A 23,881-nucleotide genomic window follows, 5' to 3' on the forward strand; every position below is an offset into this window, starting at 1 on the left:
TTCCCTATTCCTTAATTGGCCATTGGGTAATGCCGAATTGGCCAGCAAGAATTAATGAGTTTTCTTTAACTAAAATACTAGAGAATGCGGCGCCTGAAGGGTGCTTTTTAATGTTTAATAACGCTAGGTTTTCAGGCGAGAAACTGACAATTAAACCGCCATGTCCCACTAAGTAAGCGTTGCCCTGCTTAGAGAAGTTACCGCCAAGTAAACTGATACCATTAGGTAATTTTTCATGCTGCCAATACGTGCCACCATCAAGGGAGATCATCAAGTTTCCTTGCAAGCCAAAAGCGACAAGTTGTGTTTTGTTATCAATGAAATGGCTACCGTTAGCGGCTCTTTTATCAACATTATTGGTGTTAGCGATAATGCCAAATAAGCTACCAGAATAGGGGAGTGTCATTACTGACCAAGTTTGTCCTACATCATGAGATTTAAAACCTAAGCCATTTTCACCGACAAGATAGAGTTCATCATCTACTGTAGCTATCACCGCATTAAGGTGATAATTGTCAGGATTATCAAGTTGATTATTGATTAACTGCCACGTTTCTCCTTTGTCTGTACTCGTGAGGAGGGTACCGTAGGCGCCACAGGCAAATAAGGTATCATTTGAGGTGTGAGTAACAGAAAGCAGCGGTTTATTTGGCCCTGATATTAATTCTAACTGATTATCTTCAATCGCAAAGGCCAAATCTTCTAGCTGGTAGGTTAATTCCTCTAGTTCATCTTCATCTTGCGTTTGCTTTATCAGCTGTTGTAAGTCTTGATATTGTTGCTTTACCTGTTCTATTTTAAGTTTGATTAATTCAACACCGGTAAATACTTTGTGCCAAGTTGTGCTATCGCTATTTGCTTTGAGAATAACACCATCATGCCCAACGGCTATTTTACTGCCGTCAGATAATATTGTTACCCCAGTAATAGCAACACTGACAGGAGACTGTTGCTGTTGCCAGTTATTGCTATTTTGCCAATTAATAATATGGCCTCGTTCTCCAACCACCAGCACACTGCCATTGTTTGGCGTCATTGCCATAAGTACACTTTGACTTGCCAAAGCGCTTTTTTGGGCGGGTAATGCCAATAAGTCTGCGGAGTTTTTTGCTTGAGCCAGAGTAAGTAATGAACCAAGTAAAGTAACAAGCATTACACTTGTTATGCTAAAGGCAATATAAGGTGTGCGCATAGAAAACCTAATAAGTAAAAAGTTATGCTTATTAGTATTAATGAACAACGCTGACTTGAGAGGTGTTAAACGTGCCAAATGATTATCTTTGCAACACGTGACGTTTTGTTATTAATTTAAAGGCGATGAAGGGGGGTAAATACGCCTTTATTATGTTTTGTTGTGTCGGTAATCACCAGGTGTTTGATTTGTCCATCGTTTAAAAGCGCGATTAAAGTTGCCAACACTTGAAAAACCAACCAAATAGCCAATCTCACTGAGACTTAAATGTTTTTGAACAATGTAATTCATGGCTAATTTTTTGCGAGTACTCTCTAATATTTCTTTATAACTTGTGCCTTGGTCATGTAACTTGCGCTGTAAATTGCGTAAGCTCATCCCTAGATATTCGGCTATTTCAGTTTGTGATGGCGCACCAAGGGGCAATAATTCAAAAATTTTATTTTTAATGACATGACTTAAATCACTCTTATCAACTCTTGCCATAAACTCATCAAGCATTTTCTCATGACTATGGGTTATTAATGGATTACCACACATTAATTTTTCTTTTGTTTGTTTAAGATTAAAGACAATGGCAGTGTGATGGCTATCAAATTCTACCTTACAATTAAAAAAATCATCTAGATAAGATAAATTATAGTTCGGCTTTGAGTAGGCAAAACAGACCTTTTCAGGAGCAAAGTCTAACGTGACAAGCTCCCGAGAAAACCGGACGATAGTTGCTAAAAATGTCTCAACGATCTCTTGTGACAATACAGGCCTGTTGGTTGATTCATACGTAAATATGTTCATTTCAAAGACTAATTGTTCATTAATCTCGTGGTTAATCAGTTGACAAGAGTTCGAAACGACTCGCTTGTAATGAGCTATACGCTCTAATGCATCGTGTAAAGTGTTTGAAGACATCATGGCATAACCCAGAGCATGAAATATTCCTGGGTGAAATTGCTCTGCAATTAAAACAGAAAAATCATGACGAGCTAGTTTCTTATTACAGTGCTCAATGAGTAAAGAGAATTTCTCTGCAGCAATACGAGATTCTTGATCACTTACGGCGTCCAAAGAAATATTACATTCTTCTAATGCCTTTATTGCATCAATGCCATGTGCCTCCATAGCCCTTGATATAGGGATCATCCAGCCGGTTAATGTTGAATAATAATCTTGCATTGCGTTGCCTAACCTTTTGAAGTTGTACCACTGTACGGGTTTTGCACGAAATGACAATAGGTTGGCACATTTAGCGAAATATTAATCTATTGATTGGCGTAATGTGATCAGGGAAGAAATATTACATTACCTATTACAACGATAATAACAGGCGAATAATATGCTAAATAATAACTGTAAAATCAAACCAATAGCTCTGGTTGTTGCTATGGCGCTGGGTGCATCATCTTCGCACGCCGCAGACTTTAATTTTGGTGAAGACAATGACATTCTACTGCAAATAAACTCTCAACTAGATATTGGTGCAAGTTGGAGGTTAGGGGATGCCGACCCTCGTTTTATTGGTAAAACTAATGGTGGTACTGGTTTTACATCGACCACCGATGATGGCAATTTAAATTACGCCAAGCATGATGCGTATTCAAAAATAATTAAAGGTGTACATGATCTTCAACTAAGCCAAGGTGATTTCGGCGCTTTTGTACGTGTGAAATATTGGTATGATTATGCGCTTAAAGACGGCGACGTTCTTCATGGTAATTCTAATAATGGTTTCACGCCAAATACCCCGCTTAGTGATGATGGCTTTGAAAATAATACTAAATTTTCAGGGATCACTTTACTTGATGCTTATATCTATGGCTCATTTGATTTGGGTGAGTCTCCGCTCGATATTCGTCTAGGTCGCCAAGTGGTAAGCTGGGGTGAAAGTACCTTTATTCAAGGGGGAATGAACTCATCTAACCCTTTTGATGTTCCGGCATTACGTCGCCCGGGAGCAACCTTAAAAGAAGGTATTTTACCGGTTGGTATGCTTTACGGTAATTTAGGTTTAACAGAAAAATTAAGTATCGAAGCCTTTTATCAATATGAATGGGAAAAAACCCAAATTGATGGCTGTGGTACTTATTTCTCTGGCGCAGACTTTGCGGCAAGTGGCTGTAACTTCGTTTCTATTGGTCCCTTTGGAGATCAAGCGGGTTTGTCAGCAGGTTTTGCTGCAGAGCGACAAGCTGATGTAGAGCCCGATGACGGTGGTCAATATGGTGTTGCTGCGCGTTATTATGCAGAAGAACTAAATGACACCGAGTTTGGTTTTTATTATATGAATATTCATTCTCGTGTTCCTTTAATCAACGCTATTCGTACCAGTGTCCCTTTAGCAACGGGAAGTCCAACACCCGTTTTTGTTCCTAAAGCATTAGATCCAACAGGGGGGGCTTTAGCCGCACTCAATCCTGGTTACAACATTGAATTTCCTGAAGATTTAAAGTTTTTTGGAGCCAGCTTTGCCACAAATATTGCCGGTGTGGCTTTATCAGGCGAAGTTTCTTATAAGCCCGATACCCCTATTCAAATCAGTGGTCCTGAAATATTAAATGGCGCGTTATCTGAATCACCTGTTTTACGCTTTAGCCCAAGAGTTACCGCTGTTGGTTATGGTGAACAAGTAAAAGGTTGGGATGAATTTGATGTTACCCAATTACAAATGACGGCTATTCAATTTTTTGAAAATACCTTAGGTGCTTCTCGCATTACCGTTATAGCCGAAGTGGGGGTTATTTTAACCGATGGTGTTGAAGACTCAGACCAACATTATGGGCGTAATTCAGTGTTTGGTTTAGGTGACTTTGATGCTGGTGGTGGCTTTAACTGCACTAACTTAGTGGCTGCCGGTGCCTTATCAGGGGATTGTCAATCAGATGGTTTTGTCAGTGACAATGCGTGGGGCTATCGAATGAAAGCGATATTTAATTATAGCGATGTTTATGCCGGTATATCATTAAAACCTAGCGTTTTTTGGGCTCATGATGTTAGTGGATATTCGCCAGACCCAGGCCAACAATTTCATGAAGGTCGTAAAAACTTAGGCTTTTCTTTAGAAGCTTCCTATCAACAAAAATATACCATGACGTTAGGTTACAACAACTATTCAGGTGGTAGTCACAGTAATTTAGAAGATAAAGATCTCGTCTCGCTGTCATTTGGCATTTCATATTAATTATATTACAAAACATTAAGAGAATTATGATGAAAAAATATATTACAACAGCAAGTTTACTGATGTTATCACTAGCGACCAGCGCTGTCTTTGCAAAAGTAACTTCAGAAAAAGCAGAACAATTAGGTAAAAATTTAACACCTTTAGGTGCTGAAATGGCGGCAAATGCTGCTGGAACGATTCCCGCATGGACCGGAGGGCTGACCAGTAAAAATACCACAAAAAGTGCAGATTCAGGCCGTCCGGCTAACCCGTTTACTGAAGATAAGGTTTTGTTTGAAATTACGAGTGCTAACTTTAGCGATTACCAAGCTAATTTAAGTGCCGGTCAAATCAATATGTTTGAAAAATATGCAGACTATAAAATGCCTATTTATAAAACAAGAAGAACTGCAGCTTACTCAAATGAGCTTTACGACATCGTTAAGAAAAATGCCACTACCGCTGAATTAGTGCAGTCAGGTAATGGTATCGCTAATTTTAAAACTACGATCCCGTTTCCGCTTGCTGAAAATGGTTCAGAGGTTATTTGGAATCATATAACCCGTTATCGTGGCGGCACGGCTAAACGTTTCTTAACCACTATTCCAGTGCAAGCTAATGGTTCATTTGTACCGGTTAAAATGAATGATCAATTAGTGTGGCCAGAGTTTTTACAAGGGGGACGTGATGATAAAAAAGATGCCAATATTTTGTTTTATTACTTACAACAAATTACCGCACCATCGCGCTTAACTGGCACAGCATTATTGGTTCATGAAACGATCGATCAAGTTAAAGAAGCCCGTAAAGCTTGGGTTTATAACGCAGGTCAACGTCGTGTTCGTCGTGCACCTAATGTGGCCTATGATGGACCGGGTGCTGGAACGGACGGCTTAAGAGCGACCGATAACTACGATATGTACAATGGTGCGCCAGATCGTTACAACTGGAAATTAATTGGTAAAAAAGAGCTTTATATTCCATATAACTCTTATAATTTACTTGATACGACAGCTAAATATGAAGACATTATAGAAAAAGGTCACCTTAATGCTGCGCACTTAAGATATGAATTACACCGTGTTTGGCAAGTAGAGGCAACATTAAAAGAAGGTGCTAGACATATTTATGCAAAACGTACTTTCTTTATTGATGAAGATACTTGGGGCGCATCTGTTATTGATCAATATGATGGCCGCGGCGAGTTATGGAAATTATCAGAAGCACATAACATTCAATTTTATGATGTTGATACACCGTGGATGGTTGCTGAAACCTTACATGACTTAAACTCTGGACGATACTTAGTTACCGGTTTAAGTAATGAAGAGCCAACCTTTATGGTTTGGGGAGAAAAAGTTAAAAGAAAAGACTTTTCTACTTCAGCATTAAGACGTTTAGGTCGTTAATTTATGTAAAATTAAGCTAGCTGGTTAATATTTTTAATGCATTATTTTTCATCAATGTTAGTCAATATTAATCAGCTTTTTAGTAAAATATTAAGGGAGAAAAATCATGTTAAAGCAAGGCCTTTCATTTTTTGGACTTTTATATTGCCTGCTGTTCATTTCGATAGGTTCTGCTCATGCCGATACTGCGTTAAAACCTGCCAGTAAATATACTCTGGCTCTCCAAAATGAATTACTAGAAAGCCTACCTTTTAGCGATAAACTTGATTTTTCTTTAGCTGAAAAAGGTTTAATAAAACGGCCAGAAAAATTACTCATCAAAGATGAGCAGGGCAATGTTGTTTGGGAGCTAGGTAATTATAAATTTTTACTTGATGATAATAATATCGATACCGTTAATCCCAGTTTGCTACGCCAAGCTAAACTAAATATGACTTATGGCTTATATCAAGTCACTGAGCGGATTTATCAGGTTAGAGGTTATGATCTTGCCAATATTACCTTTATTAAAGGTGACAGTGGTTGGATTATTTTTGATCCCTTACTTACTGCGGCGACTTCTAAAGCGGCCTTTAAACTAGTAACAGCAGAGCTTGGAAAATTTCCGGTAAAGGCGGTTATATACAGTCACGCCCATGCCGATCACTTTGGTGGTATTAAAGGCGTTGTTAGTCAAGCGCAAGTTGATTCAGGGGAAGTGCAAATTATCGCCCCACGTGGTTTTATGGAACACGCGATTAAAGAGAATATATTAGCGGGTAATGCGATGACACGCCGTGCTACTTATCAATATGGTAATGCACTTGCTAAAGGGGCTAAAGGCCAAGTCGACGCTGCGATTGGTAAAGGGCTATCGACAGGTTATATCGATTTAATTGCACCGAGTAGAGAAATATTGGCTGATGAAGAAACCCTGATTATTGATGGCATTGAAATGGTCATGCAAAACACTCCAGGCACAGAATCACCAGCAGAAATGAATACTTATTTCCCACAGTTTAAAACCCTTTGGTTAGCTGAAAATGTCACTGGAACATTACATAATATTTATACCTTACGTGGTGCTGAAGTACGTGACTCACAGGCGTGGAGTAAGTTTATCAATAAAGTGATATACCGTTTCGCTCATGACAGTGAGGTAATGTTTGCTTCGCATTCTTGGCCAAGGTGGGGTAAAGAATACATTATTAAAGTCTTAAAAAAACAGCGTGATATGTATGGATACTTACATGATAAAACCTTAAATCTTGCTAATAAGGGTGTCACCATTAATGAGATACACAACCAACTAGCGGTTCCTGATGTCTTAGCGCATCAATGGTATAACCGCGGTTACCATGGTTCTTACTCTCATAATGTTAGAGGTATTATTAATAAATACTTAGGCTTTTATGATGCAAATCCCGCCAACCTTAATAAATTGAGTCCAGCAGAGTCTTCAGGCAAATATATTGAATTAATGGGCGGCGCACAACAGGTGTTATCTCAAGCAAATATAGCCTTTAATAACGGTGAATATCGCTGGGTGGCTGAGTTGCTTAATCATTTGATTTTTGCTCAACCAGAAAATGAACAAGCAAAGTATCTTCAAGCTGACACCTTAGAGCAATTGGGTTATCAAGCTGAGAATGCCGGTTGGCGTAATAGTTATTTAGCTGCTGCTTTTGAACTGCGCCACGGCATACCTAAAGCAGCAAAAGCCACTAAAGCTGGCCCTGATATGATCAAATCGATGAGCAGTGAATTAATTTTTGATTTTTTGGGGGTGCGTCTAAACACCGATAAAGCATTGGCGCACCACTTTAAAATTAATTTTGTCTTCCCAGACCGTAATGAAAAATTCTTAGTTGAGCTGAGCAATGCACATTTAAATAATATTGAAAATATTCAAGCAGCACAGGCAGATTTAACCGTCACGATTAATCGCAAAGATTTAAATCTTTTGTTGTTAAAACAACAATCATTTGGGCAACTGGTTAAATCAGGCAAGATGAAGCTCGATGGTAATGGCAAGGTATTTGGTCAGTTGCTGATGATGATGGATGATTTTCCTTTCTGGTTCAACATTGCTACTCCGTAATAGCATAAAATAAATTAAGAGCGTTTTATTATGAATATTAAAAAAAATATCGGTAATGAATTTGACTATATTATTGTTGGCGGAGGCTCAGCAGGTTGTGTGTTAGCGAACCGATTAACTGAGAATGGTAAGTTCACCGTCTGTTTATTAGAAGCCGGTACCGATAACAATAGTATGTTAGTCAATACGCCAGGAGCATTTTCAGCTTTTATGTTTTTGAAAAAATTCAATTGGAGCTTTAATGCTAAAGCTAAAAATGATATTCGTCATGGCAAACCACTTTTTGTGCCGCGTGGCAAAGGCTTAGGCGGCAGTTCAGCGACCAATGCCATGCTTTATATACGTGGACAAAAACAAGACTATGATCATTGGGCAGCACTCGGTAATGAGGGTTGGGCATTTAGTGATATCTTGCCTTATTTTAAAAAGTCGGAAACCAATAGTCTTGGCGAAAGTGAGTTTCATGGTAGTAAAGGACCATTACAGGTTACCTCACGGCCTGTTCTTTATGACATTAGTAAGCGTTATATTACAGCAAGCCAACAGGCTGGTTTTAAAGTGACTGATGACTTCAATGGTGCTGACCAAGAAGGTGTTGGTTATTACCAGTGCACCATAAAAGAAGGTAAACGATGCTCTGCCGCCCATGCGTATTTACTGCCGGTGATGTCTCGGCCTAACCTTAGCGTGTTCACTGGTGCACAGGTAAGCAAAGTGCTCCTAAAAGATAAAGAAGCCTATGGTGTTGAGGTTTATATTGAAGGTACAAAAAGTATATTAACGGCTAAAAAAGAAGTGCTGTTAAGTGGCGGTAGTATCGCTTCACCACAGTTATTAATGTTATCAGGCATTGGTGATAAAAATGAACTCGACCAGCATGGCATAGCGTGTTTGCATGAATTGAAAGGTGTTGGCAAAAACTTACGAGAGCATGTCGACGCCTGCATATTAGTTAAAAGCAAAAAAACAGACGGTTTTACACTGTCAGTTACCGGTTTGCTAAAAATGCTGCCAGATACCCTTAAATATATCACCAGTAAAAAAGGTAAACTTGCTAATAGTATTCTAGAAGCGGGGGGCTTTATTAAATCGAATGACAATGAAGATAGACCTGATATTCAATTACATATGCTGCCTTTGTTATTTGATGATAATGGCAGAGACTTGAAGCTGTTATCACAACATGGCTTTTCATGTCATGTTTGTATTTTGCGCCCAGAAAGTACCGGAACCGTATCGTTATTGTCAGCCAACTATCAAGATGCGCCAGAGATAGATTTTAACTTTTTTTCTGATGTTAATGGAAAGGACAAAGCGGTGCTCATTAATGGTATGCGTCAATTGCGCAAAATATTAAGCGCACCGGCATTAGCTGAGCATTATGATAATGAAATGCATCCAGGAAATGCGTTTGAAAGTGATGAACAAATTTTTGCTAAAACCAAAGAACGCTTAGGTTTAGTTTATCATCCAGTGGGTACCTGTAAAATGGGTAACGATGAAATGGCTGTGGTTGATAATAAATTGAAAGTCCACGGTATTACTAATCTCAGGGTTATTGATGCTTCTATTATGCCAACACTTATCAGTGGTAATACAAACGCACCGACCATGGCTATCGCAGAAAAAGCGGCAGAGATGATGTTAGTCAATTAATGAGGAGAAAAAAATGCTCAGTACCATTATAATTATGCTTAAAATGTCACTTACCGTTTTATGGATATTAGCCTTGCTAGGTCTATTCTCGATATCACCTTTACCTACAGAATATCAATTTTATCTGTTAGCCTTAGCTATTATTGTTCTTTTAGTGCACTTTATTGAGTTTTTTGCGATGAAAGCTAATTTTAAAAATCACAGTAAGTCAGAAATGAATTTTCTACAAACCATGCTGTGGGGCTTTGGCTATTGGCTACCGATACTTAAACATTATCAAGAGCAAGCAAAGCTAATAAAATAGCTATTTGCTTTAAATAGAGTGGCAACATAAGGATCACAGTTAGTCAGCAGGTTGTGATTTTTATTATTGTTCAAGATAGACCTGTACACTAAGGTCACTAAGGTCACTAAGGTCACTAAGCACTTAACCTCGTTCGCAGAAAAATAGCTCGAATTACGCTCTGTTTTATTAAAATAATTATATTTTAATAAAACAATTTTACTTTTCTAAGGGATCGCCCGCTGGCCAGTCAATAAACTGGCGAGTATCTGCGCACTTGACATCCCTTTAGCCTAACCTTATATTTAAAACACTTTGCCTTGAAACAATCAAGGTTGCCTAAAGAGTCTCAAGTGCAATATTTGGGCAGGCGAAGTCTCCAATATCGATATAAAATAAACGTATAGTAAAGTGTATTACTTGCAACTTCCGGTAGTGTTATTGAATACCTTTTGCTTGAATTGTCCAACAAGGAACTATGTTAAATGGTGTTTGAACAGGATCAAAATACTACAGCGTTAGATCAATTCGAAGTAAATTCCCATGATATAGAGATGTATCTCGATGTGGTTTTTAATAATCACGACGATCCTATATTCGTAAAGGATAATGAATGTCGATTGTTACTCGTTAACGATGCTTTTTGCCAGGTTTTTAACTTAACTAGAAACGAAATCATCGGAAAAACACTCGCTGAAACAGTTCCTCCAAGCGAGCGTGATCATTTTTTAGCAATTGATAGGTTAGTACTGGATAAAGGGGAAGCGATTTTAAGTGAAGAAACCCTGACGATTAATGGCTCAGAAACTAGAGTTATATTAACTAGAAAGAATCGCTTCATAGATGGTAAAGGTGACTATTTTATCGTCGGTGTCATTAATGATATTACCAAACGAAAACTAGCCGAAGAAGAATTAAAACTCGCTGCCAGTGTTTTTACTCATGCCGGTGAAGGCATCATGATAACCGACGCCAAAGGGACCATTATTAATGTCAATAATACCTTTGTCACTTCAACTGGTTATAGCGCTGTTGAGGCGATTGGACAGAAGCCTAATTTTTTACAATCAGGAATACACCCTGCCGAGTTTTATAGCGAGATTTTGCAAGTGCTGCAGAGTAAAGGGGCGTGGTCTGGTGAAATATGGAACAGTCGTAAAAACGGTGAAATTCATGCTGAAATGCTTAATATTAGTTCAGTTAAAGATGTTCATGGTCAAATAAGTAACTATGTTGGCTTATTTACTGACATCACTCCAATGAAAGAACATCAAACTCAGTTAGAGCATATTGCCCATTATGACGTACTGACTAACTTACCGAATCGGGTGCTACTGGCTGACCGATTATCTCAATCTATGTTGCAGTGTAGCCGTAATATGCAAACACTCGCCGTGGTCTTTTTAGATTTAGATGGCTTTAAACTTGTTAATGATGAGCATGGCCATGATGTGGGTGATGAACTGCTGGTTGAAATTTCCATACGAATGAAAGCGGCACTTCGCGAAGGTGATACTTTAGCCCGTATCGGTGGTGATGAATTTGTCGCGGTATTAACTAATTTAACAAAGGTTGAAGACTGTGAGCCGATATTAGATCGCTTGTTATTAGCCGCATCTGAGCCAGTGACCCTTAGTAACGTCGTGTTAAATGTATCAACCAGTATCGGTGTAACACTTTATCCACAAGACAGCGTTGATGCTGACCAACTTATGCGCCATGCTGACCAAGCCATGTATGTGGCTAAAGAATCAGGTAAAAATCGTTATCACTTATTTGATACTGCGCAAGATGATGCGGTTAAAACACAACAGGAAAGCCTTGAGGCCATTCGCAGTGCACTCGATAACCAGCAATTTGTGCTTTATTATCAGCCCAAGGTTAATATGAAAACAGGCAAAGTTATTGGTGTTGAAGCCCTTATCCGCTGGCAACATCCCTACAGAGGGTTATTAAATCCCCTCGACTTTTTGCCTATTATTGAAAATAATCCGATGAGTATCGAAATGGGCGAATGGGTTATTGATAACGCACTAACACAAATAAGCCAATGGCAAAAATTGGGTCTCGACCTTCCAGTTAGCATTAGCGTAAATATTGCCGCGGTTCAATTACAACAGCCTGACTTTACTCAGCGATTAACAACTTTACTAGCAGCGCACCCTAATGTTAAACCTTGTTATTTAGAACTAGAGGTACTGGAAACTAGTGCCTTAGATGATGTTCATCATGTCTCAACAACCATGCTGGAGTGTATCGCATTAGGCGTAAGCTTTGCCTTAGATGATTTTGGCACGGGGTATTCCTCCTTAACTTACTTGAGACGGTTACCCGCAAACTTAATTAAGATAGATCAAAGCTTTGTTCGAGATATGCTGATCGATACCGATGATTTTGCCATTGTTGAAGGTGTTATCGCCTTGGCTAAATCATTCAAACGTGAAGTTATTGCTGAAGGTGTTGAAACGATTGAACATGGTAAGGCGCTGTTGCAACTAGGCTGTAATTTGGCACAAGGTTATGGCATAGCCAAACCTATGCCAGCGCATGATGTGCCAGCATGGGTCAACAATTGGCGCCCAGATGCGAGTTGGCAACTGTAAGTACTAAATATGTACGATAAAAGACAAATTAAAAAAAATAAGTGAAAAAAATGAAGATTAACGAAATAGCAGAGAAGAACTATCTTTGGGTAGAAAAAATGGGTTGGCATAATAAAACAACGTTAGAAGCATTGGCCCTTGTTGCATCAGAAGTCGGTGAGGCTATTAATGAATGTCGGCACGAAAAACCTAGTGATGCCTTTGGCGAAGAGCTTGCCGATATTATCCTAAGAGTACTAGATATTTCCCATTGGCAAGGAATTGATATTGAAAACGAAATTTTAAAAAAAATGAGCAAAAATGAAATCAGAGGCACTAGAGGAAGGCTTAAATAAATTAAAGACTAATACTTTTTCTAGTTACTTTCGCTGCAAGTAAACGCTGACATTTAATTTATTATAACGTGCAGTAGCAACCAAGTTGTTGCTGTTAATTTAACCTACAAAGAACATCCTCTTTTTACAAATTAAAAAATCACTACATCTTTTAACCATTCTTGCAAAACTCCCAGCAGATATTCATTTCGCTTGTGTCTTCCGCTTAGTTTAAGTCCTATTTTATTTTTAAAGCTAAAAATATTAACTCAAATAGAGCAAATTTTATCGCCATTATATGCGCCGGTAAACAACTAAACGATATCAATTTTTTTATCAGACTGATTAAAAAATTGATATTGAGTATTTCTATTAATGGCGCAGAATCTAGCAAATTTAGTTAGTGTTCATCAATAAAACTTTTTTGTTGATCACTAATGACTAAATTTTTTAATGCATTTTAAATCGAATAAAAATCAGACAACCACTTATAAGAGCAATCATGAGTAACTTAATGGCAGGTAATGAAGTCATTTTTAGCGACGATAAATTATCAGTTTATAATTTTGGCGATAATTTTTTATCAGAAAAATCGAATATAGATAAACGCTTTTTTGAAGGCGGTACTCGTTATAAAGACGCTGTACAAATAATCGTGGCAACGGGAGAGTATTGGATATTTGACTACGGTGTAGTGGTTTTTTGGGCGGTAGCCGCAGGTGAACGTCAAGCATTAATCAACCGACTTAAGAGTGATAACACCCCTTACATTGAAAATATTGAAGAACATTTACGCTTTACTTTTTCTAATGAACTGATCATTAAAAAAGATACCATAGTACTACCTGATAACGATCCGTTGACACGTCTGGCGATAAGCCATGCGTTAGCGCAATCTAACAAGTTGATGGAATTTGAACTTCAAGCGCAAAATAAAATAATGGATTATTCTCATATTCCTGAAGAATTGGCTAAATTAGGTAAAATATCAATTAGCCAAAAAGAAATCGCTAAAATTAGAGGTACGCTACTGAGTACTAAAAGCGATATTATTTTACATTATGGATTACTTGATACCCCAGATTTTATTTGGGAATACCCTGAATATGAAGCGACTTACGAACGTATGGCGCGTTATATGGATATTCATCAACGCGTGGAATTATTATCTAAAAAGCTCTCGACCATTCATGAACTATTTGAAATGTTAGCGGCTGAACAAAAGCATCAACATTCATCATTTTTAGAATGGATTATTATCGTGTTAATTGGTATTGAGATTGTTTTGTTTCTTGTTCAAGAGTTGAAAAGTTTGGCGAGTTAACTCGCCAATTTTTATTGTTAACATTTACTTTTTTAATGTGGGTTTTAAGTTAGTCAGCAGGTCAGTTATTGAGTAAAAATAACTGACCTGCTTTGTTATACAAGCTTATGCTTAGCTGTCCAAATATGTGCCAATTCTAACGCTATTGTTGCAGCGGCTAATGCAGTAACTTCACTGTGATCATAAGAAGGAGCGACTTCCACTACGTCCATGCCAATCAGATTAATACCCACTAAACCTCTCAATATCTTCAACACTTTATCTGTGGTTAAACCACCACATACTGGCGTGCCTGTACCAGGAGCAAAGGCGGGATCTAAACAATCAATATCAAAGGTTAAGTAAGTTGGTGTATCGCCAACTCTAGCTTTAATTAATGCAGTGATCTCACTGACACTCATATCATTAGCTTGCATGGCATTAATGACAGAAAAACCATGGTCTTGCTCTTTGTAATTGGTGCGAATACCGACCTGGATAGATTTATCTTTATCTATGAGATTTTCTTTAGGCGCATGATAAAACATAGTGCCATGGTCATAACAACTACCATTGCTATAAGTATCAGTATGCGCATCGAAATGTATCAGTGCCATAGTGCCAAATTTTTTGGCATAAGCACGCAGTATCGGCAACGTAACAAAATGATCGCCGCCTAGCGATAAAATGGTTTTGTCTGCATCAAGTAACTGACCTACCGCCGTTTCAACTTGCGTACAAAAATGTGCAGAGTCTCCAGGAGAAAAAACCAAGTCGCCAGCATCAATAATTTTACAGTGTTTTAATAAGCTAAAAGGCCAAGGAAATCGCTTACCTTCCCAAGCCAAATTTATTGAAGCTTGCCTAATCGCAGTGGGGCCCATTCGAGCGCCTGAGCGCCCGGTGGTAGCCATGTCATAGGGTAAGCCTAAAACAACAATATCAGCAGCCGACTCAATGGGATTTTGCACTAAAGGCTGACGTAAGAACGTCATTGCATTTGAGTAAATTGACTCATCAACTTGATTGAAAATATTTTTCATTGTGCTTAATCTCTACAAATCTTCAAGGTAGGTGTAGCCTTGTAAGCCATCAACTAACTCTTTAAAAATTTCTTCACCTTCGCTTTTTGATAATCTAGCATCGATAAGCTCGGCATAGGTTTTTTTAAATAATTCGGCATCTAAATGTACATAATTCAGCATATCTTCTACCGTATCGCCTTCATTAATTTCAGTGATTTCTGCTTCACCGTCGTCATTGATGAATACTACCGCACTGTGAGTATCACCGAATAAATTATGCATATCACCCAAAATTTCTTGATAAGCACCCACTAAGAAAAAGCCAAGTAAATAAGGCTCATCTTCTGTCCATGCTGGTACCGGTAATGTGCTTTCAATACCCTGTCCGTCAACATAATGGTCAATAGTGCCATCGGAATCACAAGTAATATCTAATAATACCGCTCGTTTTTCATGTGATTTTTCTAAGTTACTTAAGGGTAAAACAGGAAAAACCTGATCAATTCCCCATGCATCGGGTAGTGATTGAAACAAAGAAAAATTAACAAAAAATTTATCAGCAAGTTTTTCTGTTAAATCATCCATTATTGGGCGATGAAAACGATTTTTACCATCCATTAATTGATTTAATTCATAACAAACACGTAAATTAATTTGTTCAGCCCAAGCGCGTTGGGTTAAATTTAATAATCCCATCGAAAACTGGTTGTGTACTTCAGCTAAATCACTTTGGGTGTCATGATAAATTTCAATTAAGGCACGATCATCATTACGATCATTTAGTTGCGCTAACGAACGCCACATATTACTTAATAAAATAGATTCATCAGGCGTAGGCGCTATGATATTTTCAGGTTCGTAAGACTCAGTGCCAATAACATTAGAAATAAGTACCGCATGATGTGCGGTTAACGCTCTGCCTGATTCCGAAATAATCATTGGCATAGGTTGATGATAACTTTTACAAATATCACCAATAGTATGGACGATGTTATTAGCGTACTCAGCAACACTGTAGTTCATTGAGTTATGGGATTGGCTTCTAGTACCATCATAGTCAATGGCCAAACCGCCACCAACATCCATGCATAAAATACCTGCGCCTAGGTTGCGCAGCTCGCAATAAAAACGCGCCGCCTCACTAACACCTAATCTTACATCTCTTATATTGGCTATTTGTGAGCCTAAGTGAAAATGAACAAGTTTTAAGGCGTCAAGCATGTTTTCTGCTTTAAGGACTTTTACAACGTTAAGTACTTGCGAAGCTGACAAACCAAACTTTGACTTTTCACCACCACTGGCTTGCCATTTCCCTTTGCCTTGAGAGGCTAAACGAACACGGATCCCCAAACGAGGTTCAACATTGAGTTTCTTTGCTTCGGTTAAAATCATTTCTAATTCAGACATTTTTTCTAAAACGATATGAACTTTATGACCTAACTTTTCGCCAATTAACGCTAAGCGCACATATTCTCGGTCTTTATAGCCGTTACAAACAATAACCGATGAAACTTTTTGAGCCATAGCTAAAACAGCTAATAATTCTGCTTTACTGCCTGCTTCGAGGCCAAGTTGTGTGGATTCTTTATTATTTTGGCTCGCCAAAATTTCATCAACAACTTCACGTTGTTGATTGACTTTAATAGGATAAACTAATAAATATTTTTCCTGGTAATCATAGTCTTCTATCGCCTTATTAAAAGCTTCACATAGACTGTGAATGCGATGATGAATTATTTGCGGGAAACGCACTAATGCAGGCAGTGTTAAGCCTTTATCTTCAATCATTTTAGCGATATTGATTAAATCTACTGTGTGATCCTGACGCTCAAATTTTGGCGCGACATATACATTTCCAGCATCATTAATACCGAAATAGCCCTGACTCCAGTGACGTACGTTATAGTGTGCGCGAGCGTGAGCAAGATTATCTTTGTTCATTGATTTTCCTTTACTTATTCTACTTAATAATAGAATGGCAATTCTTCATGGGTAATTAGGGCGAATTAGAATTTAACAGCCGCTTAATGTCCAACAAAAAAAATAATGATAGGTAACAATTATTATTGATGAGTGCTGGTGATAATTCAACTTGAGACCTGAATTAGTGCACTAATTGATAGGGGGAATTTAATTTGCGGGGCTAGTGCACTGATTTTGATATTCAATATTAGTGCGTTGACCCCGCAGATTATTAGCAGGTAAATATATTTAATTACTTATAAAAATAACCAACTAATCTTTTTTATGTTGGGTAATACTGTATAAATCATGGCGTCTATCACGCATGGTATGTACAGCGCCATGACTATGTAACTGTTTCAATAAATCTAGATTTACGTCTACAATAACAGTCATTTCTGAGTTAGGTGTTGCCTCTGCTTTGATGCCCGTTGTTGGAAAAGCAAAATCAGACGGCGTAAATACCGCAGATTGGGCATATTGAATATCCATATTATTTACTTTTGGCAAATTACCTACCGCGCCAGCTATAGCAACATAACATTCATTTTCAATCGCTCTTGCCATTGCACAGTGACGCACACGTGTGTAGCCATTCTGGGTGTCTGTTAAGAACGGCACAAACAAGATATTCATCCCCTGGTCGGCAAGTATTCTAGAGTACTCTGGAAATTCAACATCATAACAAATCATGATACCAATTTTGCCACAGTCAGTATCAAACACCTTGAGGTTTTTACCACCCACCATAGACCAACTACGCACTTCTGCTGGTGTTAAATGAATTTTATCATAACGTTCCCATGAACCATCACGACGACACAAAAAGCCTGAGTTATAAAGATTGCCATCAACAAAAAACGGCATGCTACCGGTAATAATATTAATATTGTAACTTATCGCAAATTCGATAAATTTATCACGAATTTGTTCGGTATATTCCGATAGTCTGCGAATACTCTCTGTTAAACGTAAATGGTTAAATTCTGCCATCAAAGGTGCATTGAACAATTCAGGAAACAGCACAAAATCACTTTTATAATCGGATACGGCATCGACATAAAATTCCATTTGTTCAAATAAATCATCAATACTTTTCATTGAACGCATTTGCCATTGCACTAAACCTAAACGAACCTCTGAGCGCGGCGCATTGATAAGTTTTACCGATTTAGTATAAAAAATATTCGGCCATTCAAGTAACGTGGCATACTCCATTGATTCCCTATCGCCCGATAAGTAACCGGTTAGTAACTTGCGGACATAAAAATCATTGGCGAGCTGAAAGCTTAATACCGGGTCATATAATTCTTTGATTTTTACTTTTTCAATATACTGTTTAGCGCTCATTTTATCTGAATGTTGCGCATAGTTTGGCATACGACCACCGGCTACAATAGCGCGTAAATTCAAGTTTTCACAAAGTTCCTTACGAGCATCATACAAGCGTCTAGCCAATCGTAAACCGCGATAATCAGGGTGAATAAAGACCTCTATTCCATATAAAGAGTCGCCTTTAGGATCATGATTATCAAAGGTCATATTGCTAGTGATTTCAGAATAAGTATGTTCATCACCAAAATCAGCATATTCAATTATTAATGAGAAGGCACAACCGACAACAATGCCATCAACAACTACACAGATTTGCCCATCTGGAAATTTAGTTAATAATGCTTTAACCGTGGGTTCATTCCACGTTGCTAATTCTTTATTAAGGTAAACTGATTCACTCGCCTTGCGAAGCTCGGTCATATCTTGCAATGTTAAATGACGGACGGTAACGCTATTTGCTTCCATTTAAATTCCTAATTAATTTTGGTATTAATCATACTTTTCTCTCATCGTAGAGTGCAAAAAGACGATTATTGTGATTTGTATACCAAAAAATCAACTTATACAAGCATATTAAAAAATCAGAACAAAGATACAAACCAAAAGACCTAAGCAGACACTCACTTAAAATTGAGACCTAAGCAAAGACCTAAGCAGACACTCACTTAAAATTGAGACCTAAGCAATACCTAAGCAGACACTCACTCAAAATTGAGACCTAAGTTAATAGATCTAAGCAGACACTCACTTAAGATTGAAATCCACTTAAAATTGAACAATAACAGTCTTTGCACTAAGCTAAAATAAGGTAGCTATGTTATTTAGGATGAATGATGGCAACGCCAAGGAAACAACAAATTAGTTTAGAAGACACCCTTTATTATCATTGTGTAGCTCGTTGTGTTCGACGAGCTTTCTTATGTGGTGAAGATAAATATTCAGGCCAAAGCTATGAACACCGTCGAGGCTGGATAGAAGACAAACTTCATTTTCTTACGCAAGTATTCGCTATCGATGTCTGTGCTTATGCTGTAATGAGTAACCATTATCATGTAGTAGTATTTATTGATGAAGCAAAAGCTAAGCAATGGAGCATGATAGAAGTTCTTGAACGTTGGCATACTTTATACAAAGGCACTTTACTGACCAAGCAATATTGTCAGGGGGAAGCCTTAGCAAAGCCATTACTTGATATAGTTAAGTCAACCGCTAAGGTTTATCGAAAACGTCTGATGAAAATTAGTTGGTTTATGGGTTATATTAATGAGGGTATTGCTAGGGCCGCTAATCAAGAAGATAACTGCACAGGTAGATTTTGGGAAGGTAGATTTAAATCACAAGCGCTATTAGACGAAGCTGCTCTTGCATCTTGTATGGCATATGTTGACTTAAATCCTATTCGAGCTAATGCCGCAGAAACACCAGAAAATTCAGAACATACGAGTGTCAAACTTCGATGTGAACAGGCAGCAAAAAGCAAACAGCCCAGCACGCTATTACCCTTTATTGGCAATCCAACAAAGGGTATGCCAAAAGGTTTACCTTTTGAACTCAAAGATTATCTTAAATTAATTGAGTTAACAGGTCGATGCATTAGAGAAGGTACATGTGGTTTCATAGAAAAAAGCCAACCTGCAATACTTAATCGATTAAATATATCCGCTGAAAATTGGTTGGTAATCACCACTGAATTTAATACCCAGTTCCATGGTGCCATTGGTCATGAAGTTGCACTGAGTGACTACTGTGAGCATCAACAGTTAAAGCGACGACAAAACTTGAGTCATTGCAACCAACTATTTTCTTAAATAGTTAATCCATAAAAATACTTTCAGATTGCTGATCAGGTTTTTCCTGTGGACGAAAATTGTCGAAATATCGATGATTTAAGGAAAATAAAGTTGAAAACTGTTTTAGTACACTTTCATATGACTAAAAATCGATATGACTGACGACAGAATATCAGTTATTAAAATATCTATGTCTTTTTGAATTAGGGTGAGTGTCTATGTTGTTTTTTTTACTTTTTATATCGGAACGAGACCTTAACATTGTTGTTAAGGTTTTGTTGCTTTCTATAGAAGGCTATTCTTAAATGCCATCAGTAGCAGCATTTTTTTGATAGCTACCGCCCCAAAAACCTATAAAATAAAAACTTAGAGCTGTTCGCTATCTGCTCTCGTGCTACTTGCTTTAGGTGCAGTTATCACACTTTATTTTTTAACCCATTGCCCCGCGCTATTTTGGATAAAGTGGCCTGGTTGAGTTTTATCATAAGCTTTTTTACCTGCTAAAGCGGTGACTTGTTGCATGGTGATTTTATTGGTGCGCGCTAAATTCATATAAATACTTTTGCGCTTTTCGTTAACACTGGTGACTAGGCTCTTCGAGTCTGGGCTATCAATAATAAGACCTAAGTAACCATTAGACATTTCACCAACTAAACCTTGTTGTTTTGCATCGTCGAGTGAAATAGCCCAAGCGGAAAAGGCTATAGTAGAGACCAATAGAGCACAGCTTATTTTTTTTATGAATTTCTTTGTTAAATTTTTCATGGCGTTCCCCTAAAATATGTCGCTTTCAGCACTAAATATGTCGTCTAGTTGTTTATCTACCTTCACCTTTATTTCATGATCAATTTTCAAATTTAAATTAATGGTGATCGGTTCTTTTGCACTAACTTCTATCTTATGTGTACAAGCACTGATAATGAAAACAGTGAATAGCACGATTAGTATTTTACTCATACTTACTCCTTCTTTTTTTGTAAACCTTTGATAAGGCTTTCTTCAAAACGTTGTGTTATTGATAATGATTCAAGTAAGCCAAGCAAGTCGTAACTCAAATTCAAATTTAAATTAACATCGTTATCAATATCTGGATTTCGACCTTTTATTACCGTATTTAACTGCATGTAACCGTCGTCTGCCATAGTAACTGCGGAGGAAAGCTGATGATAATGCAAGTTTTGCAGTGCATCAAACGCCAGTTTTAGTTGACTGTTGTTTGCTTTAAGCTCTTCTACGGCTGGGTTATCAATGACCTGTATCAGTCCGTTGCTAATATTGTGCAGTTCACCTTTTTCAATAATATATTTATCACCATCAAAAGTAACGGGAAGTTGACCTGATATATTACCCGTTACAACAATACCTTGTTTTTCATCTAATGCTAATACTTGCTCTAAGTCTATACTATTAAGCTGAACATTAACTGAATGCCCATGTTCGACCGGCCATTGTATATTTGGAATAAAGAAGCTGCCCCCTAAAACATTCGCCTTAAGTTTGTTGGCTGAAAGCTGAAAGCTTTTATCGAATGTCCAGTTGGTGTTAATTGATAGCTTTGAAATAGGAGTCACAGTTTCAATTAATTCAACGGTTAGGTTTTCTTTAGCATTGGGCTGAGTTGTTATTTTTCCTGCGAGTAATGAAAAATGTTGTTGCCAATTGAGCTCTTGCAACCAAATGCCATTGATTTCACCACTGAGTGAGGTAATTGCCACCGAAACGTTAAAGGGGGTGTTTTCAATATTGTTTAAAGCGTTTATTTGACCAAAAATATTGTAATCTAATAGGCCATCAATCAATTCAACTTCAGTCGGCAATTGGATATTTAACGATAATAAGTCGGTAAGTTGTAAATTTTTGGCGGCGATAACTAGATTAGGTGACTTGACTGGGCCAGTCAAAACAATGTTGCCTAGCTTCACTCCGTCAGCACTGGCTTGAGCATTAAGCTGAATATCGTCAAAGTTGCCGTTGAGTTCACTAAAAATATTAAACGAAGTTATCTTTAGTTTTTTAGGAATATTCAGCTGTGAAGCGTGATTATCGACTTTTAGTTTAATGTTTAGATTGTTGTCCTCTAACAGCGCTACGCTACCCGTTAACTTTGTTGTTAATTTTTTTAGGCTCAACAGTGCTTGAGGTTTTTGTGCAGTTGACGTTTTTGTGGTGATTTTATTGTGCGTTTTATTATTATTTTTGTCCTCAGTCATCTGTTTAAGCACCACAATATTATTTAAGGTGATTGAAGAGTCTGCTGTTAAATTAATCGTTGTTGTTTGCTCGGTTTTATTTAGTGAGCCAATTAAATGTAATGCAACAGGCGCAGGAGTGTATTTCGCTATGTTAACCAGCTTCAGCTGACTATCAATAACAAAACGCTCTACTGCTAATGCATAAGGTGTTTGTGGGGTAGGTAAGGCAAAAGTAATATTATCAAATTTTACTTGGTGAGGTCGTGCACCGCTAAAGGCGCTTATTTCAAGATGACTAAGGTAGCCCTTACTATCGTTCAGTGTTAATCGTGCATCGCCTTGCGGTTTTATGGTTACGTGCGTTAACGGATTCTCTTCAAGTATTGACATCATTGTTGGCGATAGCCCGGCTTGGGTTAACTTCGCTAACAACTGTGGCTGACTATATTCCACTGATATTTCATTTTTTCCAACAAAGGTTAATGCGACTGTTATCTTGTCTTTAGCGGAAATTTCATTAGTCGTTTCTTTGGCGATTAAATCAAATTGACTATCGAAGTTCAGCGCACCTAATAGTTTAAACGGGCCGCTATTGCCTATGCCGTTTTCAGAAATTATCGAGATATTGCTTATTTGATTTTTCAAGCTAATAGAGCTCGCTCGATATTTTATCTGTGTGTTGAAATCACCTGAGATTTCGCTAGCCGTTAAGTTGTCTGTTAATGCTGCGGTAATAGGTAATCGATGGGCGCTTAAAAAGCTTTTGAGTAAACTTAATTTACTTGAGATCGCAATGGAAAAACCTTCTTTCTCTCGGGTTAGCTTAGCCTCAATAATCGCTACGCTTTCGGATGTTGTTAGTGTAAAAGACAAGTTATTAGCTAGTGTCGATAAATTAGCAATATATTTTGTCTCAGTTTTATTGCTAAGCGTAAACGGTGAATAGGAAAGTTTAGTGACATTTATTTTTGCCGGTAAATTAAACTGCTTAATTTGTTGTGCATAAGTTTGTAAGCTTGTTGAAAGCAATTGGCTTAAGTTTTGATTTTCTTGCTCTTTGTTTAAGAGAGCATCATCTTTTTTGGAGAATAAATGATCTGTACCTTTAATCTCTGCCAACCCTATATCAATATCCGTTATATTAAGGCTAGGGGATAGTTGCCATTGTATTGTCATACCTACAATTTGAATGTTAGCCTTTGGGGTCTGTAAGCATGCCTTGTTGACTCTAATGGCCATATTACTGGTAAGGCTTACATTTAGGCAAGTCAACGCTATTTTGTCTGAATTGAATTGTGTTTTTACAAGGTAATTGAGAACTGAAACTCTAGCACTGTAAGTGATAGTGAAAATAATCAGTAAGGTGATAACAGCAATTAAGATAAATTTAAGAAATCGCACTTAGGCTCCCTTGCCATAGCTACTTTTTTAACCCAAGTAGAAAATATGTTAATTGCTATTAATCGTTGATGACCGTGAGTCGACAGTCTATTTATGGTCACAACAGTTAACAGGGTAGCCTAATTTTACACAATCGAATATAGCTAGTGATTGATGAATTACAGGAAAAAACAAGATTA

Annotated in this window: 17 protein-coding genes; 9 read left to right on the plus strand and 8 right to left on the minus strand. The window is 37.7% G+C overall.

The features are described from left to right. Positions 1 to 4 precede the first annotated feature (4 nt). Positions 5 to 1,192, minus strand: a complete 1,188-nt coding sequence (locus H4J76_RS01995; protein WP_182213439.1) for a YCF48-related protein — start codon at positions 1,190 to 1,192, stop codon at positions 5 to 7. Positions 1,193 to 1,342: 150 nt separating this feature from the next. After that, positions 1,343 to 2,365, minus strand: a complete 1,023-nt coding sequence (locus H4J76_RS02000; RefSeq protein ID WP_182213441.1) for an AraC family transcriptional regulator — start codon at positions 2,363 to 2,365, stop codon at positions 1,343 to 1,345. Positions 2,366 to 2,525: 160 nt separating this feature from the next. Here H4J76_RS02000 and H4J76_RS02005 point away from each other — a divergent pair, with 160 nt between their 5' ends. The 8 genes from H4J76_RS02005 to H4J76_RS02040 all read left to right on the plus strand — a co-directional run bounded on the left by H4J76_RS02005 (position 2,526) and on the right by H4J76_RS02040 (position 14,018). After that, positions 2,526 to 4,367, plus strand: a complete 1,842-nt coding sequence (locus H4J76_RS02005) for a DUF1302 domain-containing protein (RefSeq protein ID WP_182213443.1) — start codon at positions 2,526 to 2,528, stop codon at positions 4,365 to 4,367. A 29-nt stretch (positions 4,368 to 4,396) separates the two neighbouring features. Next, the gene (locus tag H4J76_RS02010) at positions 4,397 to 5,758 is read left to right on the plus strand and encodes a DUF1329 domain-containing protein (protein WP_182213445.1); all 1,362 of its coding nucleotides are present in this window, start codon (positions 4,397 to 4,399) and stop codon (positions 5,756 to 5,758) included. A 106-nt stretch (positions 5,759 to 5,864) separates the two neighbouring features. Continuing rightward, entirely contained in the window at positions 5,865 to 7,838 is a 1,974-nt protein-coding gene (locus H4J76_RS02015) for an alkyl/aryl-sulfatase (RefSeq protein ID WP_182213446.1), read from the plus strand. A 30-nt stretch (positions 7,839 to 7,868) separates the two neighbouring features. Beyond that, the gene (locus H4J76_RS02020; protein WP_182213448.1) at positions 7,869 to 9,494 is read left to right on the plus strand and encodes a GMC family oxidoreductase; all 1,626 of its coding nucleotides are present in this window, start codon (positions 7,869 to 7,871) and stop codon (positions 9,492 to 9,494) included. Positions 9,495 to 9,507: 13 nt separating this feature from the next. Next, positions 9,508 to 9,798, plus strand: a complete 291-nt coding sequence (locus H4J76_RS02025; protein WP_182213449.1) for a DUF1145 domain-containing protein — start codon at positions 9,508 to 9,510, stop codon at positions 9,796 to 9,798. Between the two features lie 464 nt (positions 9,799 to 10,262). Next, entirely contained in the window at positions 10,263 to 12,380 is a 2,118-nt protein-coding gene (locus H4J76_RS02030) for a bifunctional diguanylate cyclase/phosphodiesterase (protein ID WP_182230010.1), read from the plus strand. Between the two features lie 50 nt (positions 12,381 to 12,430). Further along, positions 12,431 to 12,715, plus strand: coding sequence for a MazG nucleotide pyrophosphohydrolase domain-containing protein (locus H4J76_RS02035; protein WP_070374689.1), 285 nt, complete (start codon positions 12,431 to 12,433; stop codon positions 12,713 to 12,715). 481 nt (positions 12,716 to 13,196) lie between these two features. Beyond that, positions 13,197 to 14,018: an RMD1 family protein gene (locus H4J76_RS02040; RefSeq protein WP_259377108.1), complete on the plus strand. Its 822-nt coding sequence runs from the start codon at positions 13,197 to 13,199 to the stop codon at positions 14,016 to 14,018. A 95-nt stretch (positions 14,019 to 14,113) separates the two neighbouring features. Here the strand turns inward: H4J76_RS02040 and speB are convergent, their stop codons facing one another. The 3 genes from speB to H4J76_RS02055 form a co-directional block, all read right to left on the minus strand. After that, positions 14,114 to 15,040 carry an agmatinase gene (gene speB / locus H4J76_RS02045; protein WP_182213453.1) on the minus strand — a complete coding sequence of 309 codons (927 nt, stop codon included), beginning with the start codon at positions 15,038 to 15,040 and terminating at the stop codon, positions 14,114 to 14,116. Between the two features lie 12 nt (positions 15,041 to 15,052). Then, the gene (gene speA / locus H4J76_RS02050; protein ID WP_182213454.1) at positions 15,053 to 16,963 is read right to left on the minus strand and encodes a biosynthetic arginine decarboxylase; all 1,911 of its coding nucleotides are present in this window, start codon (positions 16,961 to 16,963) and stop codon (positions 15,053 to 15,055) included. Between the two features lie 294 nt (positions 16,964 to 17,257). Next, on the minus strand, positions 17,258 to 18,784 hold the full coding sequence (locus H4J76_RS02055; protein ID WP_182213456.1) for a carbon-nitrogen hydrolase family protein: 1,527 nt from the start codon (positions 18,782 to 18,784) through the stop codon (positions 17,258 to 17,260). 368 nt (positions 18,785 to 19,152) lie between these two features. Between H4J76_RS02055 and H4J76_RS02060 the strand changes: the two genes are divergently transcribed. Further along, positions 19,153 to 20,127 carry a transposase gene (locus H4J76_RS02060; protein WP_182213457.1) on the plus strand — a complete coding sequence of 325 codons (975 nt, stop codon included), beginning with the start codon at positions 19,153 to 19,155 and terminating at the stop codon, positions 20,125 to 20,127. A gap of 405 nt (positions 20,128 to 20,532) precedes the next feature. Here the strand turns inward: H4J76_RS02060 and H4J76_RS02065 are convergent, their stop codons facing one another. Genes H4J76_RS02065 through H4J76_RS20125 form a run of 3 tightly spaced genes read right to left on the minus strand, consistent with a single transcriptional unit; the run spans position 20,533 to position 23,702 of the window. Continuing rightward, positions 20,533 to 20,874 carry a YdbL family protein gene (locus tag H4J76_RS02065; RefSeq protein WP_182213459.1) on the minus strand — a complete coding sequence of 114 codons (342 nt, stop codon included), beginning with the start codon at positions 20,872 to 20,874 and terminating at the stop codon, positions 20,533 to 20,535. 9 nt (positions 20,875 to 20,883) lie between these two features. Continuing rightward, positions 20,884 to 21,066 (minus strand): YnbE family lipoprotein, encoded by a 183-nt coding sequence (locus tag H4J76_RS02070; RefSeq protein WP_182213460.1) that lies wholly within the window; start codon positions 21,064 to 21,066, stop codon positions 20,884 to 20,886. 2 nt (positions 21,067 to 21,068) lie between these two features. Beyond that, positions 21,069 to 23,702 (minus strand): YdbH domain-containing protein, encoded by a 2,634-nt coding sequence (locus tag H4J76_RS20125; protein WP_182230011.1) that lies wholly within the window; start codon positions 23,700 to 23,702, stop codon positions 21,069 to 21,071. Positions 23,703 to 23,881 lie beyond the last annotated feature (179 nt).

The sequence above is a fragment of the Colwellia sp. BRX9-1 genome (assembly GCF_014077195.1).
Classification (GTDB): domain Bacteria; phylum Pseudomonadota; class Gammaproteobacteria; order Enterobacterales; family Alteromonadaceae; genus Colwellia_A.